Annotated in this window: 14 protein-coding genes; 6 read left to right on the top strand and 8 right to left on the bottom strand. The window is 65.1% G+C overall.

Going from position 1 to position 17,566, the window contains the following annotated elements:
• Positions 1 to 33: 33 nt before the first annotated feature.
• Both CI15_RS14955 and CI15_RS14950 read left to right on the top strand, forming a co-directional pair.
• Positions 34 to 1,350 (top strand): MFS transporter, encoded by a 1,317-nt coding sequence (locus tag CI15_RS14955; protein ID WP_062129068.1) that lies wholly within the window; start codon positions 34 to 36, stop codon positions 1,348 to 1,350.
• 107 nt (positions 1,351 to 1,457) lie between these two features.
• A complete protein-coding gene (locus tag CI15_RS14950; RefSeq protein ID WP_062129066.1) occupies positions 1,458 to 2,543 on the top strand; it encodes a porin in 1,086 nt (361 codons plus the stop codon).
• A gap of 24 nt (positions 2,544 to 2,567) precedes the next feature.
• Here CI15_RS14950 and CI15_RS14945 read toward each other — a convergent pair whose 3' ends face one another.
• The 4 genes from CI15_RS14945 to argG all read right to left on the bottom strand — a co-directional run bounded on the left by CI15_RS14945 (position 2,568) and on the right by argG (position 8,645).
• On the bottom strand, positions 2,568 to 4,235 hold the full coding sequence (locus CI15_RS14945; RefSeq protein ID WP_241495843.1) for an FAD-binding oxidoreductase: 1,668 nt from the start codon (positions 4,233 to 4,235) through the stop codon (positions 2,568 to 2,570).
• A gap of 189 nt (positions 4,236 to 4,424) precedes the next feature.
• Positions 4,425 to 5,960 (bottom strand): MltF family protein, encoded by a 1,536-nt coding sequence (locus tag CI15_RS14940; RefSeq protein WP_062129062.1) that lies wholly within the window; start codon positions 5,958 to 5,960, stop codon positions 4,425 to 4,427.
• 137 nt (positions 5,961 to 6,097) lie between these two features.
• A complete protein-coding gene (locus CI15_RS14935; RefSeq protein ID WP_241495842.1) occupies positions 6,098 to 7,132 on the bottom strand; it encodes a diguanylate cyclase in 1,035 nt (344 codons plus the stop codon).
• A gap of 178 nt (positions 7,133 to 7,310) precedes the next feature.
• Entirely contained in the window at positions 7,311 to 8,645 is a 1,335-nt protein-coding gene (gene argG, locus CI15_RS14930) for an argininosuccinate synthase (protein ID WP_062129058.1), read from the bottom strand.
• 301 nt (positions 8,646 to 8,946) lie between these two features.
• Between argG and CI15_RS14925 the strand changes: the two genes are divergently transcribed.
• A complete protein-coding gene (locus tag CI15_RS14925; protein ID WP_062129057.1) occupies positions 8,947 to 10,164 on the top strand; it encodes an amidohydrolase family protein in 1,218 nt (405 codons plus the stop codon).
• Positions 10,165 to 10,294: 130 nt separating this feature from the next.
• Entirely contained in the window at positions 10,295 to 11,209 is a 915-nt protein-coding gene (locus tag CI15_RS14920) for a LysR family transcriptional regulator (RefSeq protein WP_062129354.1), read from the top strand.
• Between the two features lie 7 nt (positions 11,210 to 11,216).
• Here CI15_RS14920 and phnX read toward each other — a convergent pair whose 3' ends face one another.
• Both phnX and CI15_RS14910 read right to left on the bottom strand, forming a co-directional pair.
• Positions 11,217 to 12,020 carry a phosphonoacetaldehyde hydrolase gene (gene phnX, locus CI15_RS14915; RefSeq protein WP_062129054.1) on the bottom strand — a complete coding sequence of 268 codons (804 nt, stop codon included), beginning with the start codon at positions 12,018 to 12,020 and terminating at the stop codon, positions 11,217 to 11,219.
• 57 nt (positions 12,021 to 12,077) lie between these two features.
• Complete coding sequence (locus CI15_RS14910; protein WP_062129052.1) at positions 12,078 to 13,331, bottom strand: 2-aminoethylphosphonate--pyruvate transaminase; 1,254 nt, start codon at positions 13,329 to 13,331, stop codon at positions 12,078 to 12,080.
• A gap of 118 nt (positions 13,332 to 13,449) precedes the next feature.
• Between CI15_RS14910 and CI15_RS14905 the strand changes: the two genes are divergently transcribed.
• Positions 13,450 to 14,349 (top strand): LysR substrate-binding domain-containing protein, encoded by a 900-nt coding sequence (locus CI15_RS14905; protein ID WP_062129050.1) that lies wholly within the window; start codon positions 13,450 to 13,452, stop codon positions 14,347 to 14,349.
• 121 nt (positions 14,350 to 14,470) lie between these two features.
• Here CI15_RS14905 and CI15_RS14900 read toward each other — a convergent pair whose 3' ends face one another.
• The gene (locus CI15_RS14900; RefSeq protein WP_062129048.1) at positions 14,471 to 15,217 is read right to left on the bottom strand and encodes a glucose 1-dehydrogenase; all 747 of its coding nucleotides are present in this window, start codon (positions 15,215 to 15,217) and stop codon (positions 14,471 to 14,473) included.
• Between the two features lie 470 nt (positions 15,218 to 15,687).
• Entirely contained in the window at positions 15,688 to 16,464 is a 777-nt protein-coding gene (locus CI15_RS14895; protein WP_241495841.1) for a sulfite exporter TauE/SafE family protein, read from the bottom strand.
• 151 nt (positions 16,465 to 16,615) lie between these two features.
• Here CI15_RS14895 and CI15_RS14890 point away from each other — a divergent pair, with 151 nt between their 5' ends.
• Complete coding sequence (locus tag CI15_RS14890; RefSeq protein WP_062129044.1) at positions 16,616 to 17,500, top strand: LysR family transcriptional regulator; 885 nt, start codon at positions 16,616 to 16,618, stop codon at positions 17,498 to 17,500.
• Positions 17,501 to 17,566 lie beyond the last annotated feature (66 nt).

Below are 17,566 nucleotides of genomic sequence, written 5' to 3'. Positions count from 1 at the left end.
GCGAACAAGGGCACCCATAAGGAGACCCAAGAAATGACCACTTCAAGTGCACTCGACGCCTGCCTTCAGGATGGCAGCAGCGTGCGCCAGACGCGCCCCGCGATCAGCCGCACAGCGGTCGCCGGAGCCGTCGCCGGCAATGCGCTCGAATTCTATGACTTCGTCATCTACGCTTTTTTCGCCGTGTATATCGGCCGCGCGTTCTTTCCTGCGGGCGGAGAGTTCGGCAGCCTGCTGGCATCGATGGCCACGTTCGGCGTCGGCTTTCTGATGCGTCCGCTGGGCGCTGTCCTGATCGGCCGCTTCGCGGATCGGGCGGGACGCAAGCCCGCGATGATCCTCACGGTCGTGCTGATCACGATCGGCACCCTGGGTCTCGCCGCGACTCCGGCCTACTCGATCATCGGTGCAGCCGCGCCGGTCATCGTCGTGATCTGCCGCCTCGTGCAGGGTTTCGCGCTCGGCGGTGAGGTCGGCCCGTCGACCGCGTTGCTCGTCGAAGCTGCGCCCGCTCATCGCAGGGGTCTCTACACGAGCTGGCAGCTGGCGAGCCAGGGGATCGCCGTGACTGTCGGCGGCACGATCGGCGTCACCGTTTCGCTGCTGCTCACCACGTCACAGCTCGCGAGCTGGGGATGGCGGATTCCGTTCCTGTTCAGCCTGTTGCTCGTTCCTGTGGCGACCTACATTCGCCGCAATATTCCGGAAACGCTCGATGAGACGCGTGAGCCAGAGGCCGAGCGAAACGACGGCAGCCGCCTGTCCGGCAACCTGCGCTATGTCGTGCTCGGCACAGTGGTTCTGCTGGCCGGTGCCGTTTCGTCGCAGGTCGGCAACTACATGACGACCTTCGCGATTCAGGTCTTGAAGTTGCCCCCCACGCTGGCGCAGATGAGCGTGCTGATCGGTGGCGCGCTGACCTTCGTGTTCGGGCTGGTCGGCGGGGTCATTTGCGATGCATGGGGGCGCAAGGTCGCGATGATCGTGCCGCGAGTCGCGCTGGCCGTGCTGATCGTGCCGATGTTCTGGTGGCTCAGCACGGCGCCCAGCGCGGCAAGCCTGCTGGCCGCAACGGCCGTGCTCGCCTCGCTGACCGCGGCGAGTGCCGCCGCGGGGCTGGTCGCCATCCCGGAACTGATGCCCGCGCGCTTCCGCAGTACCGGCATCGCCATCACGTATGGCGTGGGAACAGCGATCTTCGGCGGTACTACCCAGCTTGCCGTCACGTGGATCATCGCCGTGACCCATAGCGCCCTCGCCCCCGCTTATTACGTGGTGGCCACCAGCGTGATCAGCCTCGTCGCCATGAGCCTGCTGCCGGAAACGCGGAACCGCGATATCGACGCCTGACCCGCCGGCCGCACAGACATCCCAACCCCACGAGGAAAACCAGCGGGCCGATCGCCCGCCGGGGGAAGCTGTTTTTTTGAATTCTCGAACGTTGCCAGGAAAATAAAATGAAGAGACACCACATCGCCGCCATGTTGATGCTGCAGTCCATCGGCGTCGGCGCCTACGCCCAATCGTCAGTCACGATCTACGGTAGCGTCGACAACGGCATCAGCTACATCAATAACGTCGGCGGGCACTCGGTGGTCAAGATGCAGGACGGCATCAACAAGGCCAATGCGCTTGGTTTCACCGGCACCGAAGATCTTGGCGGCGGCTGGCGTTCGGTCTTCAAACTCGAGAACGGCTTCTCGCTGAACACGGGCGCCATGAGTCAAGGCCTGATCTTCGGCAAGCAGGCCTACGTCGGCCTCGGCAAGTCGAGCGTCGGCGATGTGTTGCTCGGTCGTCAGTATGACTACACGCTGCAATTGGAACGGTACATGGCACCGTTCCTCAATACCGGCATCATGCTGTTCCAGAACGCGGACCTCGACCGCACCTCGGGTGAGCGCCTGAATAACGCTGTGCAATTCAACAGCGCGAGTTTCGGCGGATTGACGTTCGGCACGATGTATTCGTTTGGTCAGAACGCGGGAACGTCGTCGACCAATATCGGGCGGGCGTATAGCGGCAATGTTCAATATAGCTACGGACCGTTTTCGGGGGCGATCGTGCTGACCGACATCAACAAGGCACCGGTGTACGCAGGCCTCACGGGTGCGCCCGATCTGTTGGGCCAGCGGCTCACGCCCGCGACGGTGCTGGTGGTCGACAATCAGCGCATTCTCGGTGCCGCGGGCATGTACGCGTTCGGCAACTGGCGCGCGTCGGCAATCTATACGAACACCCAGCTGAAGCTGAACGGCCATTCGGCCACCGACCAGGTCGTGCACGTCGGCGGCGACTATCGGCCGATCCCCGATGTCGCGCTTTCCGCCAAGGTGTCTTACGACAAGCTGGAGGATTCGCACTGGTATTCGCTGAACCTGGCTGCCGACCATCTGTTGTCGAAGCGGACCGATGTCTATCTCGAACTCGCTGGACAGAAAGCGGGCGGAGCAACGGGCACGGTCGCATCGATTGCCACGATGGGGCCATCGTCGACCGATAAACAGTTCGTGACCCGGGTTGGGCTGCGGCACTACTTCTGATGTTCTCGAACCGGCGGCGGGACCTCATGGGTTCCGCAAGCCGGCATCGGCCAGGCGGGTGAAGCCGTCGTCGCTCCAGTCTTCCGAGCCGACACCGTGGCGCACGAAGAAAACACCCTGCGGGTCGTAACGCTGTTTGATCGACAGCAAACGCGCATAGTTGGCACCCCAATACGCGGCTTGCCAGTCGTTCTTAAAATAGCTGCTCTCAGCGACGTAGGCACCGTCTGCCGGGGCAATCTTCCTCAGTTCGTTCATCGCCAGACCGATCAGCGTGGCGTCGCGTTTTGCCTTCACAACGTCCGGCTCGTGGCCCCTCAGTCCGTCGAATGCCGGCGGCCCTTCGCTCGCGACAATCGCCAACGCGAAGGACTCCGCCACGACCGGATTGACGGGCGTTTGCAAGCCGGCGGCGATCACTTCGGCAGGGGCGCCGGCGAGCCCTTTCTGGAAATGCAGTTCGACGAGCCAATGGCGGGTCGCGCCCATCAGCGCATCGACGAGTTCGGGTTGGCGCGGCTTCGCCAGCAATGATGCGGGCAACCACAGCGACTCGAAGCCGTGGATGACATGACCGGCCTCGGCAAGATTGGCCGCCCAGAAGAAATTGGCATCGGGCGCACCGGGTCGATCGTCGAACAGGACCGACCCGGGCACGTACCGCGCGAGCGCCCTGCCGTCCCAACGCATCCTCCCCGGACCGGCGATGATCGACGGTGCCGCCGTCAAGATCATGTCGTCCTGCAATGCCACCCAGTCCCAGAACGGCTTCCAGAGCGTTGCGACCGCGTCTCTCGTGAGTCCCTGAAAGCTCATGGCGATGCGCACGCGATTGTCGGGCAGCAGCGTCACGAGTTCACCCCAGTGTCGATTGCATAGGCCTTCAGCGTAAAAGCCGACGAAACGGCCCAGCAACCGCTTGTAGGCGAGCGCCGAGCGCGCTTCGATCGTGGCGAATACAAGGCCAAACACAGCGGGTAGTTCGTGCGTACGCAAAGTCAGACGGCTGACCACGCCGAAGGTGCCTGCGCCCCCGCCTTTCAAGGCCCAGAAAAGATCGGGTTCATTGCGGGCGTTGACAACCCTGATCACGCCGTCCGCCGTGACCACCTCCGCTTCGAGCAGTGAAGCCGATGCAATGCCGAATTGTTTGGAGTGCGTTCCATAACCTCCGCCTTGAATCAGTCCGGCGACGCCGACTGTTCCGCAACCGCCGCCTTGCACATATCGGCCCGCACCTCCGGTAACGGCTTCGTAGGTATGCATCCAGATCGCGCCTGCCCCCACGCTGACTGCGGGTGCGGGTGCAACGACACCCTCGCAGCCGCTCGGAACGAATGCGTCATGATTCGTGATGTCGTTCATGGCGCGCGTCCAGATCATCAGGGAATCCGGTGCGTTCGAGGTGCCGAGATAGGAATGCCCTCCGCCGCGTATGACGAGGCGAAGATTGCGTTCGCGAGCGAAGTTGACGGCCGCGGCGACATGCTCGACCTTTCTCGCGGCAACGACGTAGGCGCTGGGTTCGGCTTTCCAGGCGCCCACCCACTCGCAGGTTTGGGTCAGAACGGGACTGTCGCCGATGAAGTACGGATTCTTGAGCTCACGAAAGAGCGCGAGGCAGCTGGCGTCGTCGGAAGAATCGCGACAGACGGTCAGCGGTGACTCCGGTCTGATCAGATAGCCGTTCACCTCGTCTTGCAGTCGCGCCCAGTCCGAAGGCGACGGCCATCCCGGTTCGCCCGGTCGAACTCGTCGCGGGAGCTCGGCGGCGTGAGCGGCATTGAGTCGAGCCAATGGCCAAAAAGAGGAAAACAGCGGGGCAGCCGTAAGCCACCTCATCAGATCACGGCGCTTCACGATGCAGCTGCCCCCTTTCCCTCACCCGCCACCCTGCTTGCGCATTTGCCCGATAGCGCGATCGCGTGCGGCCTCGGCATCCTGTACGAGCCGGTAGGCGACGTAATACTTGAAGATATTGCGCACATAGGTCGTCGTCTCGATGCCAATTTTCTCGGCGACGACAATCTCGACATTGTTGAACCACTTGTCCGGATCGAGGCCGCGCGCCACCGCTTCCTTGCGCATTTTGGCAATGTTCGCAGGCCCTGCGTTGTAGCTTGCGAACGCGAACAGCGAACGGTCCCTGTCCGAGAAGTGGGCGTCGGTAAAGTAACGGGACATCAGGCGATCGAGATATTTCGCTGCCGCGTGGATGTTCGCATCGGTCACCCGGATGTCGCCAACCGCGAGTTCTTTCCCTGTGGCGGGCATGAGCTGCATGATCCCGATTGCGCCAACGTGACTACGCGCATTCTGGTTGAGTTGCGATTCCTGATATCCCTGAGCCGCCAGCAAAAGTGGATCGAATCGGTACGTCGCGCCGTATTTCTTGAACAGGGCGATCGTCTCATTGAACCGCTTCAGGTCGTTTGCCTCCGTATTGTCGGAGATCTGTTTGATGCGCTTCATTTCCTGCTGGAGACGGACTTCCGCGACGCTCTGCTTCTTCACATAGTTCAGGTAGAAGTCGTCGATCGCGGCCTGGAGCTTCGGGCTCTTCACCCGGATCGCCCAGCCGACGTAACCTGCGTCGCGCACCGCAATGTCGTCGTGCACGACGATTTTGGGCAGTATGGGGGCCCATACTTTCGCCTTCCAGTCGTCTACGACGAGGATCTGTACCAGTCCGGCATTGAGCATCTCCATGGCGTCCTCGTCTTCGAGGGCGTCGGGCAGCAGCACGAGCTTCACCGGGGCTTTGCCTTCCTTGCTGAACCGCGCGTTCAGCGCGTTCAGGCTCTCGTAATAGCTGCTGCTGGGTCGTACGTGAACCGTCTTTCCGCTGAGATCGTCGAGCTTCGCGAGGACTGGCGACTTCGGCCCGGTGACGACCACTTCGCGCACGGGTGTGCGGTCATGCGGCGCAACGAAATCGACCTGCTTCAGGCGGGACTCCGTGGCCGTCAGATTGCCCGCGGCGATGTCGCCCTTGCCTGCTATCAGTCTCGGGAGCAATTGGTCGCGGGTTGTCGGAATAATGACCACGGTGAGCGGACGATTGCCGAGCGTCGATTGATATTTCTTGTTGACGTAGCGCTCGAAGTCCCGCACGAGTCCGGCGGTCAGCCCCCGCTCGTGACCCTGGTCATTCACATAGAGTGTCCGGCTATAGGGAACCAGCACGCGGATCAGGCGCCGGTCGAGCATCGCGTCGAAATCGCCGGTCCACGGTTTATTGGTGAGATCGATATGGCGCGCTGCGGGAGCCGACGCCGGGGCGGATGGGGTTGCCGCAGGGGGCAATGAGGCGACTGGCTGCGCAGCAGGAGCTGGGGCGGCGAGACACGTCGCAGGGCCGACCGTCATGCCTGAGCAGAACGCCGCGATGACCAGCAACGTTTGAATGATGCGCATGGTAAAGAGTCCTGCTGCTGCACCCGGTGAGTGCGTCGACATTCCCTACGCGCTTCGATATTGCCACGATCACAACGGTTGAAAATGGGACGATGGTCCTATAGGCCAAGGCGCAACCAGCGCCGCACCAACGCCCGCTACGCCAGCGTGACGCGATTGCGCCCATTGTGCTTCGAGCGATACAACGCACGGTCCGCGCTCAGGAAACCATCGCGATGCGCGGGCCGCGACAGCTCGCTGATCCGTGTCAGCGACGCGCCGACGCTGACCGTCACCACCCCCAGCGGCGACGCGCGATGCTCGATCGCGAGGTCCGCCACGCCCTGGCGCAGCGTTTCGAGCGTGTCTTCGAGCGTCGAGGCCTGCGCCTCGAGCACCAGCAGCCCGAACTCCTCGCCGCCCATGCGCCCGACCACGATGCGCTCGCTGTCGGCGGCGGCGGTCTGCATCACGGAGGCGACGAGACGCAGACAATGATCGCCGGCCTGATGACCGTAGGTGTCGTTGTACTGCTTGAACCAGTCGACGTCGACGACCACCGAGCCCATCACGTCGCCGTCGCGCGCCTCCTTCCAGCGACGCGCGATGGTTTCGAGCAGAAAGCGCCGGTTGTAGAGCTGCGTGAGCGGATCGATCGCGGTGGCCGTGCGCATCTTCAGATCGTTTTCGATCATCGCGCGCAGGTGGTAGAACACGCCGCGCTGGCCCGCGTCGAGCCGGCCCGGCGCCGGGTCCATCGCACACAGCGCGCCGACGATCTCGCCGTTCGGCGCGCGCAGCGCGATCGCCGCGTAAAAGCGTACGAACGGATGACGCTTGACCAGCATGCATTCGCCGAAGCGGCTGTCGTTATGCGCATCCTCGATCACGAACAGATCGGCGTCGCGCACCGCATAGTCGGCGAGCGAGCGCGCACGCGTGACGAGCGGCATCGCCATGCCGACCTCGGCGCGGTAGTGCTGATGCTCTTCGTCGAGCAGCACGATCGCCGTGATCGCCGCGCCGGTCACGCTCTTCAGAATCTCCGCCGCGTGCGTGAAGCACTCGCGCATCACCTGGTCGTCGTGCAACAGCCACTCGATCACCGACGACTCCACCTCGGGTTCGCCGCTGACGGGCGTGTCGACGGGCATCCGGCTGGCGAGGCGATCGTTACTGTAAGCGAGTTGCACGGCGGGGTTCCAGGATGGGATTAGCTCATGTCAACGGCATAGGCGAGCGAAACTTGAGCGCAAAATGTGGGATCGCGTGACGGTGCCGGAGCGCATCCGGCGGCCCAAAGAAAATGGGCCGGCTCTCGCGAGCCGGCCCATCGATCGATGCGAGGTTTGGGTCGACAGACCCGCAGCCTTACTCCTTATCGCCCTTCAGCTGCGGCAGCGCGGCCGTGTCGTTCGACGACAGCAGACCCACCTGCGAGTAGATGCGCAGCTTGTCGCGCGTGTCGGTGATGTCGAGGTTGCGCATCGTCAGCTGACCGATACGGTCGCGCGGCGAGAACGTCGAGGCGACCTTCTCCATCGACAGACGCTCGGGCTGATACGTGAGGTTCGGCGACTTCGTGCTGAGGATCGAGTAGTCGTTGCCGCGGCGCAGCTCGACGCTCACTTCGCCGGTGATCGCGCGCGCGACCCAGCGCTGCGCGGTTTCACGCAGCATGATGGCCTGCGGATCGAACCAGCGGCCCTGGTACAGCAGACGACCGAGGCGGCGGCCGTTCTCGCGGAACTGCTCGATCGTGTCTTCGTTGTGGATGCCGGTGACGAGACGCTCGTAAGCGATATTGAGCAGCGCGAGGCCCGGGGCTTCGTAGATGCCGCGGCTCTTCGCCTCGATGATGCGGTTCTCGATCTGGTCGCTCATGCCGAGACCGTGACGCCCGCCGATACGGTTCGCTTCGAGCAGCAGCTCGACCGCGTTCGGGAACGTCTTGCCGTTCAGCGCGACCGGCTGGCCTTCCTCGAAGCGGATCGTGACTTCTTCCTTCGCGATTTGCACGTCGTCGCGCCAGAACGCGACGCCCATGATCGGGTTCACGATCCGGATGCCCGACTCCAGGCTTTCGAGATCTTTCGCTTCGTGGGTCGCGCCGAGCAGGTTCGAGTCGGTCGAATACGCCTTTTCAGCCGACATCTTGTAGTCGAAGCCCGACTGGCGCATGAACTCCGACATTTCCGAGCGGCCGCCGAGTTCGTCGATGAACAGCTGGTCGAGCCACGGCTTGTAGATCTTCAGGTCCGGATTGACGAGCAGACCGTAGCGGTAGAAGCGCTCGATGTCGTTGCCCTTGTACGTGCTGCCGTCGCCCCAGATGTTGACGCCGTCTTCCTTCATCGCGGCGACGAGCATCGTGCCCGTCACGGCGCGGCCGATCGGCGTCGTGTTGAAGTAGGTGACGCCCGCCGTCGAGATATGGAACGCACCGCACTGCAGCGCCGCGATGCCTTCGGCGACCAGTTGCGCGCGGCAGTCGATCAGGCGCGCGCCTTCGGCGCCGTATTGCGTGGCGCGACGCGGAATCGAATCGTAATCGTCTTCGTCGGGCTGACCGAGGTTGGCCGTGTAGGCGTACGGCACGGCGCCCTTCTTGCGCATCCAGTGCAGCGCGGCGCTGGTGTCGAGGCCACCGGAAAACGCGATACCGACCTTCTGGCCGATCGGAAGACTTTCAAGAATTGTGCTCATAAGCAGTAGCGTTAAACTCGACGTACGGGGAGATTTGAGGGTAACAGCAGAGTATCGGGCAAGCCTGGCGATTAGGCAAGTTACGCGGGAGTATACCGTGAACCGCCGTCCGGCCTTGGATTTTGCGGGCGGGCGCGGCCTTGCTCCGCGAGTGCCGTGCGTCTGATTCCCGGATTAATTCGCGCGCTATTTGCCGGAACGGGGACGGATTTATTATCGTCTACGCGTAACATCGCGCGTTGCCCGAGTGCCGCGCCGGTGACACAGTTCACCATCCCGTTCACCTCCTCGCCTGCCGCCCATGACCACGACCGCCCCGCTCCGCACTACCCACGCCTCACAGATCACCAACGTGCGCCTGGCCGATGGCACTCGCGTCGACGTATCGATCGCTGACGGTCGGATCGCCGCGCTCGGCGCCAATCTGCCGCGCGAGCCCGGTGTGCCGGTCGAAGACGGCGGCGACGCGCTGCTCTTGCCCGGTTTCGTCGAAGGGCATACGCATCTGGACAAGACGAACTGGGGGCTGCGCTGGTATCGCAACGAGGGGGGGCCGAAGCTGACCGACCGCATCGAAAACGAACGGCGCTGGCGCGCCGAAAGCGGCCACGACGCGGGCGCGCAATCGCTCGCGCTCGCGCGCGCGTTTCTGGCGGCGGGCACGACGCGCTTGCGCACGCACGTCGATATCGACACCGATGCAGGCCTGCGCCATCTCGATGGCGTGCTAGCCACGCGCGAGACGCTGCGCGGCGTGCTGGACCTGCAGATCGTCGCGTTTCCGCAATCGGGGCTGCTCGGCCGGCCGGGCACCGACACGCTGCTCGATCGCGCGCTGGCCGCGGGCGCCGACGTGCTCGGGGCGCTGGATCCCGCGCTGATCGACGGCGATCCGGTGAAGTCGCTCGATCTGACCTTCGCCCTTGCCGAGCGTCACCGCAAGCCGATCGACATCCATCTGCACGAGCCCGGCGAAATCGGTGCGTTCACGCTCGGATTGCTGCTCGATCGCGTCGCGGCGCACGGCATGCAGGGGCAAGTGGTGGTCAGTCACGCTTTCTGTCTCGGCGCACTGCCCGAGCGCGAACGCGATGCGCTGCTCGCGCGTCTCGCGGAGCTGCGCGTCGCGCTGCTGACCACCGCGCCGCCGTCGGTGCCGGTGCCGTCGCTCACCGCGTGTCGCGCGCACGGCGTCACGCTGTTCGGCGGCAACGACGGGATTCGCGACACGTGGACGCCCTACGGCTCGCCCGACATGCTGGAACGCGCAATGCTGATCGCGATGCGCTACGGCCTGCGCCGCGACGACGATCTCGCGCTCGCCTTCGATTGCGTGAGCGGCGTCGCCGCGCGCGCCTGCGGCTTCGACGCCTACGGCTTGCAGCCGGGCGCGCGCGCCGATCTCGTGCTGGTCGACGCCGACACGCTCGCGCAGGCGCTCGTCGCGCGGCCGGCGCGCAAGCTGGTGATCGCGAATGGCCGCGTCGTCGCACGCGACGGTGCGCTGCTCGCGGGGTAGCTCAGGATGCCATCAGGAACGCGTTCAGCCGTGCCGTGGCCAGCGCTCGGGTGAAGCCGGCGCGACGCGACGCGCGCGCAACGTGCGGGGCCACGTCGGACGCAACAACCAAGCTGTTTTTCGCACTCAGATGATCAATCTTTTTCAGGCCATGCAGGCCTTCGTCAAGGTCGCCGATGTCGGCAGCTTCGCGCAGGCCGCCGCGCAATTGAACGTGTCGACCTCGGTCGTCACGCGGCATGTGTCGAGCCTCGAACAGCATCTCGGCATTCGCCTGTTTCAGCGCACCACGCGCAAGGTCGTGCTGACCGAAGCGGGCGCGCAATACGCGGACGGTTGCCGCATGCTGCTCGCCGAGCTGGAGGAAGTGGAGTCGCGCGCGACGACCGCGTCGCGCGAAGTGGCGGGCGATCTGCGCGTCGTCGCGCTCGGCAGTTTTTCGCTGTTTCGGCTGACGCCACTGTTCGCCGAATATCACACGCGCTTTCCGCAGGTGAACCTGCGCGTCACGCTGACGGAAAAACGCGTCGATCTGCTCGAAGGCGGCTTCGATGTCGGCATCGTGACCGAGCATATGATCCGCTCGGAGTCGCTGGTGGTGCGGCGTCTGATCAACTCGCACGCGGTGCCGGTGGCGGCGGCCGCGTATCTCGCGCAGGCGGGTCGTCCGCAAACGCCCGCCGATCTGACGGCGCATCGGCTGATTGCCGCGCCGTTCGATACGACCGGCCCGATGTGGATCTTCCACAAAGGCGACGCCGACAGCGCGAGCGAGGACGGCGCCGAGAGCATCGCGATCGATGCATCGTTCACGGTCAACAGCATGATCATGCAGAAGCAGGCCGCGCTCGGTGCAATGGGCATCGCGCTGCTGCCGCTCGAAATGGTCGAGGACGAATTGCGCGCCGGCACGCTGGTGCGCGTGCTCGACGGCTACTCGGTGCTCAATGGCGACGTAGCGGTATCGCTGGTGTATCCGAGCCGCGAGTTCGTGCCACGCAAGGTGCGCGAGTTCATCGATCTCGCAGTCGGTTTCTTCAAGTGATGCCGCGTCAGGGCCGCTCGCCGCGCGCGAGCCGTGCGTCGATGTCGTAGACGACCGGCATCAGATCCGCGACGCTATCGATCACGTAATGCGCGCCCGCCGCCTTCAGCCTCGCCGTCGCGACCTCGCGACGCGCGGCGAATTCGTCGGCCGGCAACGCTTTCACCTCGGCCTCGCTCAGGCCGAACGCGTTGCCGCTCACCGCGACGCCCACCGTCCACGTGCCACCGTTGATGCCCTCTTCGATGCCGACCTCGGTGTCGTCGACCTTGATCGCGTCTTTCGCGCGCCACACGCCGAGCTGCGGCAGCGTCCGGTAGATCATGTAGGGCGACGGCCGCCCTTCCGGCGTGTCGCCCGTGCACACGATACTGTCGGGCGAAAAGCCCTGTGCGGCCGCGCCCGGCACGATCTGGTCGATGATCTCGCGGGTATAGCCGGTCGTCGTACCGATGCGGATGTCGTCCTGACGTAACGCGCTGGCGACTTCGGCGACGCCCGGGATCACCGCGCTATAGCTCGCCGCGACCGCGATGTTCTTCGGCACGAACACGTCGTACACGGCGTCGATATCGGCGTCGGTCGGCGCGTGGCCATGGCGCTCGGCCCACGCCCGCGCGACGCGCGGCAGCGCCATCAGCGCCGCGATATGCGGACGCTTGGCCATGCCCATCGGGCCACGCGCCTCGTCGATCGTGATCGGCACGCCGAACTGCTCGAAGGTCTCGACGAACGCGCCCATCGGTGCGCGTGAACCGTAGTCGACCACCGTGCCGGCCCAATCGAAAATCACTGCCTTCACGTGTTTCATCTGCTTCAATCCTGTGGAATTCGAATCTGTTGGGTCTGGTGCCGCGGCTCAGGCGGCTCAGGCGGCTTCGGCGAGCGCTTTGCGTTCGTCGAGCGCGGCGGCCGGCGGCGCCGCGTGGGTGACGCCCATCGTGCGCAACGCTTGCTCGCAGGCCTCGACGACGCGGCGCATCACGTGCTCGTCGACCTGACCAATGCAGCCGATGCGGAAACTGTCGACCACCGTCAGCTTGCCCGGATAGATGACGAAGCCCTGCTCCTTCATCAGTTCATAGAAGCGCGCGAACTCGAACGACGGATGCGCCGGCGAGAAAAACGTCACGATGATCGGCGAGCGCCAGTGCGCGCCCAGCAATGGCTCGAAGCCGAGTGCCTGCATGCCGGCCACCAGCACGTCGCGATTGTTCGCATAACGTGCAAGCCGGGCCGGTTGGCCGCCTTCGAGCTTGAACAGGCGCAGCGCCTCGATGAACGCGGCCACCGTATGCGTGGGCGGCGTGAAGCGCCACTGGCCCGTGCGATTCATCACGTCCCATTGATCGTACAGGTCGAGCGCGAGCGAATGGCTGCGGCCCTTCGCTTCGGCGAGCGCGCTCTTGCGCGCGATCACGAAACCGAAACCGGGCACGCCCTCGATGCATTTGTTCGCCGACGACACGAACGCCTCGCACTCGATCTGCCGGACGTCGAGCGGCACTGCGCCGAACGCGCTCATCGAATCGATCAGCAGCTTGCGACCGTGCTTCGCGACCGCGGCGGCGATTTCCTCGAGCGGATTGAGGATGCCCGAGCTCGTTTCGCAATGGATCGCGACCACGTGCGTGATCGACGCATCGGCGGCGAGCAGGCGCTCCACTTCGACGCCGCGCGGCGGCAGGTAGTCGCCCTTGTCGAGCAGCGTGCAGGCGCGGCCGAGGTAGCTGAGCGTCGTCGCGGCACGCTTGCCGTATGCGCCGTTGGCGAGCACGAGCGCGTGGCCGTCGCGCGGAATCAGGCTGCCGAGCATCGCTTCGACGCAGTAGCTGCCGCTGCCCTGCAGCGGCACGCAGTCATACTCGCCGGTGGTGTCGCCGGCGATGTCGAGCAGGCTCGCGCGCATCTCGGCGGTCATCGCGCGGAAGTCGCCGTCCCACGAGCCCCAGTCGCGCAGCATCGCCTGCTTGGTCGACAGGGCCGTGGTCAGCGGGCCAGGTGTCAGCAGATAAGGCTCGCCGCCAGCCGGCGCGGCGCAGGGTGTCGTGCAGCGGGTGTCCGATGTTGCCGCGGCTGTTACGGCCGATGCCGCCGCCGAACCGCCGATCGCGCTTTGCATGTCTGGAACTCCGATATCGCTATGTCGATACCTGACACGTTACAGAAAGGCTGTCTATCGGTAAAATCGATATAATCGATGACCCTATCGGAAAAACTTATTTACCAACGAGGCACACGTGCAATACGCGCAATTGCGGGCGTTTCATGCGGTCGCTGAATATGGCGGCTTTTCGAAAGCGGCGCAGGCGTTGTCGCTGACGCAGCCGGCGGTGTCGGATCATGTACGGCGGCTCGAACAGGACTACGGCGTCAAGCTGTTCGAGCGCGGGCCGCGCGGCGTCGCGACGACCGAGCTCGGCCTGCGCCTGTTCAGCGTGACGCGGCATATGCTCAGCTGCGAGCGCGAGGCGCGTCAGCTGCTCGAATCGGCGGGCGGGCTGGAGTCGGGTTCGCTATCGCTCGCGGCCGATGCGCCCGATCTCGCCGTCGCGCTGATCGGCGCGTTTCGCCAGCGGCATCCAGGCATCGTGGTCACGCTGTCGATCGCCAATGCGGCCGAGTGCATGCAGCGCGTGCTGTCGAGCGCGGTCGACGCGGCCATCACCGCCGCGCCGCAGGTGCATAGCCGCTTGCAGTCGCGCGTGCTGCGGCGGGATCCGCTGGTCGCGATGGTGCCGACCAGCTACCCGGCCGCGAAGAAGCGCCGGCTCAGCTACACGGAGCTCGTCAAGCAGCCGATGATTTTCCGCGAGCCGCAGTCGGTCACCCAACAACTGCTCGAAATCGAGCTCGTGCGCGAGTCGTTGCAGGTCGAGCCGGTCATGTACGTGGATGGCCGCGAGGCGCTCGAGGAAGCGGTCGCGCAAGGGATGGGGGTCGGCGTGATCGCGCGGGCGGAGTTCAAGGAATCGCGGCGCGCGAAGATGGTCCCGCTCGTCGATTGCCGGGTGCAGATGATCGAATCGTTGACGCGGCTCGCCGAGCGGCCGGGTTCGAATCTGCTGGATGCGTTTTTTGCGGTGGAGTTGCCCGGGGCGGAAACCGGGGCGGCGCGCGACGGCGAGCAGCGCGCGTAGCTTCCGCCACGTCGCTGCGCCGTCGGTGTTTGGCGCGGCCGTGGTGCAACCGGCCGCGCCGCCTGCTAGCGCGCTCGCGCTGTTACGCGGGTTGCCGCATGCATTGGCAACCCTGTCGAACTCAACGCGAACCGCCGCTCGCGATCAGGCTTTCGCCCGTCAACCAGCGCGCATCGTCCGAGGCGAGGAACGTGACGACGTCCGCGATATCGTCAGGTTGGCCGATACGGCCGAGCGGCGTCGTGCTGACCGCCCACGTTTCGAAATCCGAGCCGATCACACCGGCGGTGTGAGTGCCCTCGGTCTCGACCATCCCCGGATTCACCGAATTCACGCGGATCTTGCGCGGACCGAGTTCCTTCGCGAGCACGCCGGTGATCGCATCGACCGCGCCTTTGGTCGCCGTGTAGACCGCGGTGGTCGGCGGCGTGATGCGGCTCGCGACCGAGCTGATGTTGACGATGCTGCCACCCTCGCCCAGATGCCTGGCCGCCGCCTGCGTCACGAGCAGCAGCCCGAGCACGTTGACATCGAAGTGCTTATGGAAATGCGCTTCGGTGATCTCGTCGAGCGCCGCGAATTCATAGACACCCGAGTTGTTGACCAGTACGTCCAGCCGGCCATAGGTCTCGATCGCCGTATCGATGATGCCCTTCGCGTCCGCGGCCTTCGAGACGTCGCCGCCGACCGCGACGGCCTTGCCGCCGGCCGCAGTGATATCGGCGACCACCTTGTCGGCGCCGGCACGGCTCGACGCATAGTTCACCACGACCGACGCGCCTTGCGCCGCCAATCCCTTCGCAATCGCCGCACCGATGCCTTTCGATGCGCCCGTTACAACCGCTACCTTGCCTGTGAGCTTGCTCATGATCGTGTCCTTGAAAGAGTTCGCGCCGGCATGCCTCGCGAGAAGTCGCGCGGTCCATGCTGCTGAAGCTGGAACTGCAGTGGCGCTGTCACTGGACGTTAATTTAGGCATCACGAGAGGCCGGATAAAGCGGCTCGAGACGAATTGATACGCCGCTTCCGACGAACAATCGGTTCGCAGCGGATTCGGACGGTCCGTTTACGGGATGCTTACGAGATTGGATTCGGCTTGGGTCCCACCGCCGCTTTTCAGGTCGGGTGGTGTCGATCTGCTTCGGCGCGCGCTTTAACAAATGAAACGCGGGTCTGACCTCAAGGCCCCCCCGCGTTCAACGCTAGCGCCATTCACTGCTTTCGCAGCAGCGCGATCTGCGCGGCCACGCTCGCGAGCACCGCGAGCGCGCCGACCGTGTCGAGAATAATGGGCCACACGATCTCCCTCCTTTGGTCTGCACCGCCATCATGTCTTCGTTAAACGAACGCACGCGCCATTAATTCCAAACCGAGTCCGAGCAGACAGATGAAGAACCAGCGACGAAAACTCGCCGCACTGATACGTCCGCGCACACGCTGACCGAGCCACATGCCGGCGAGCGCGGGCAGCACGGCGGCGAACGACTCGCGCAGACCATCGAGCGCGAACGCATGCGCGCCGGCGAGGCCGATCGCGAGCGCGATCGTCGATACCGTGAACGACAGCCCGAGCGCCTGAACCAGGTCCTCCTTTGTCAACTCGAGCCCCTGCAGATACGGGACTGCCGGCACGACGAACACGCCGGTGACGCCCGTGACGAGGCCGGTCACGGTGCCGATCGCCGGCGACAGCCAGCGCTCGTGCCGCACGGGCACCGGCAGGCGCCACGCGCGCAGCCCGGCCGCCGCATACAGCGTGAGCGCGGCGCCGAGACCCGCGACCGCCCAGACGCCGCCCCCTGCAATGAACGGCGCGGCAACGAGCGTGCCGCCGACGATGCCCGCCAGCATCGGCCACAAGCGCACGACGAGCGCGCGCACACCGGACCCCGCGAATAGCTGCCACACGTTGGTGACGAACGACGGCAACAGCAGCAGCGCGGCCGCCTGCGCGGGCAGCATCAGCGTGCCGAGCACCGCCATCGCGACGGTCGGCAGGCCCATGCCGGTCACGCCCTTGACGAAGCCGGCCACGGCGAACGTGGCGGCCACCACGCCAATGTGCGCAAGCAAGGGCGCCGGAAGCGAAAGCGGCATGGAAAACGAAGAGATCATCGGGACGGCATCCGTTGAAACGATGCCGGCGATTCTGCTGCGCCGCCCCGCGCTTCACAATGCGTAAGATGCGTAGCGTGACTTAGCTTCGGCCTAAGGCACAATGTCCGATCAACGTGCCCTTGGCGATCCGCCCCGCCTGCGAACCCTCATGCGCTTCGACCTCATCGATCTACGCCTCTTTCTGCATATTCTCGACACCGGCAGCATCACGCACGGCGCCGCGCGCGCGAACATGTCGCTACCGTCGGCGAGCGCGCGACTGCGCGGCATGGAGGAAGCGTTGGGCATGCCGCTCCTCGAACGCGGCCGGCGCGGCGTCGAGTCGACCCCGACCGGCGACACGCTCGCGCACCATGCGCGGCTCGTGCTCGGCCAGATCGACAGGATGCAGGACGAACTCGGCGAGCTTCAGCAGGGCCGCAAGGCCTGCATCCGTTTATGGACCAACACCGCGGCGCTCACCGAGTTCCTGCCGACGGCGATCGGCGCGTTTCTGCGCGATCACCCGAACGTGCAGGTGGATCTGAAGGAACGCCAGAGCAGCGAGACGGTCAAGGCGGTGCTCACCGGCGCGGCGGATATCGGCATCGTCTCCGATGCGCTCGACCATGGCGCGTTGCAGACGCTGCCGTTCGCAATCGACAAGCTCGTGCTCGTCACGAGTCGCGACGATGCGCTCGGCGCGCGCCGGCGCGTCGCGCTCGCCGAAGTCACGCAGCGCGAATTCATCGGCCTCGCCGCGGACAGCGCGCTGCAAACCTATCTCGGCGAGCGCGCGCTGCTCGCCGGCCAGCCGCTGAGCTTCCGCGCGAACGTACGTAGCTTCGACGGCATCTGCCGCATGGTCGAACAGGGCGCGGGCATCGGCATCGTGCCGGCCACCGCGGCGAAGCGCTATCGCGGCACGCCGGGCCTGCGCACGGTCGAGCTGAGCGACCCGTGGGCCACGCGGCGCCTGCTCATCTGCATGCGCGAGCTGAATGCGCTACCGCGCGCGGAGAAGGCGCTCGTGCGCCATCTGGCGGCCATTTGACAGCGCTGTTGCTATCATTCGTTGCCCTCGCCGAGCGCCGCAGGGGGAGCACCGTACCGGACCGAC

This window comes from Paraburkholderia monticola, assembly GCF_001580545.1.
In the GTDB taxonomy this organism is placed as follows: Bacteria; Pseudomonadota; Gammaproteobacteria; order Burkholderiales; family Burkholderiaceae; genus Paraburkholderia; species Paraburkholderia monticola.
This window is presented reverse-complemented; position numbering and strand designations above follow the sequence as displayed.

Coding starts and splice junctions, on each gene's coding strand:
- CI15_RS14955 (WP_062129068.1), top strand. CDS start 34: ATGACCACTTCAAGTGCACTCGACGCCTGCCTTCAGGATGGCAGCAGC.
- CI15_RS14950 (WP_062129066.1), top strand. CDS start 1,458: ATGAAGAGACACCACATCGCCGCCATGTTGATGCTGCAGTCCATCGGC.
- CI15_RS14940 (WP_062129062.1), bottom strand. CDS start 5,960: ATGCGCATCATTCAAACGTTGCTGGTCATCGCGGCGTTCTGCTCAGGC.
- argG (WP_062129058.1), bottom strand. CDS start 8,645: ATGAGCACAATTCTTGAAAGTCTTCCGATCGGCCAGAAGGTCGGTATC.
- CI15_RS14925 (WP_062129057.1), top strand. CDS start 8,947: ATGACCACGACCGCCCCGCTCCGCACTACCCACGCCTCACAGATCACC.
- CI15_RS14920 (WP_062129354.1), top strand. CDS start 10,295: ATGATCAATCTTTTTCAGGCCATGCAGGCCTTCGTCAAGGTCGCCGAT.
- phnX (WP_062129054.1), bottom strand. CDS start 12,020: ATGAAACACGTGAAGGCAGTGATTTTCGATTGGGCCGGCACGGTGGTC.
- CI15_RS14910 (WP_062129052.1), bottom strand. CDS start 13,331: ATGCAAAGCGCGATCGGCGGTTCGGCGGCGGCATCGGCCGTAACAGCC.
- CI15_RS14900 (WP_062129048.1), bottom strand. CDS start 15,217: ATGAGCAAGCTCACAGGCAAGGTAGCGGTTGTAACGGGCGCATCGAAA.
- CI15_RS14895 (WP_241495841.1), bottom strand. CDS start 16,464: ATGATCTCTTCGTTTTCCATGCCGCTTTCGCTTCCGGCGCCCTTGCTT.
- CI15_RS14890 (WP_062129044.1), top strand. CDS start 16,616: ATGCGCTTCGACCTCATCGATCTACGCCTCTTTCTGCATATTCTCGAC.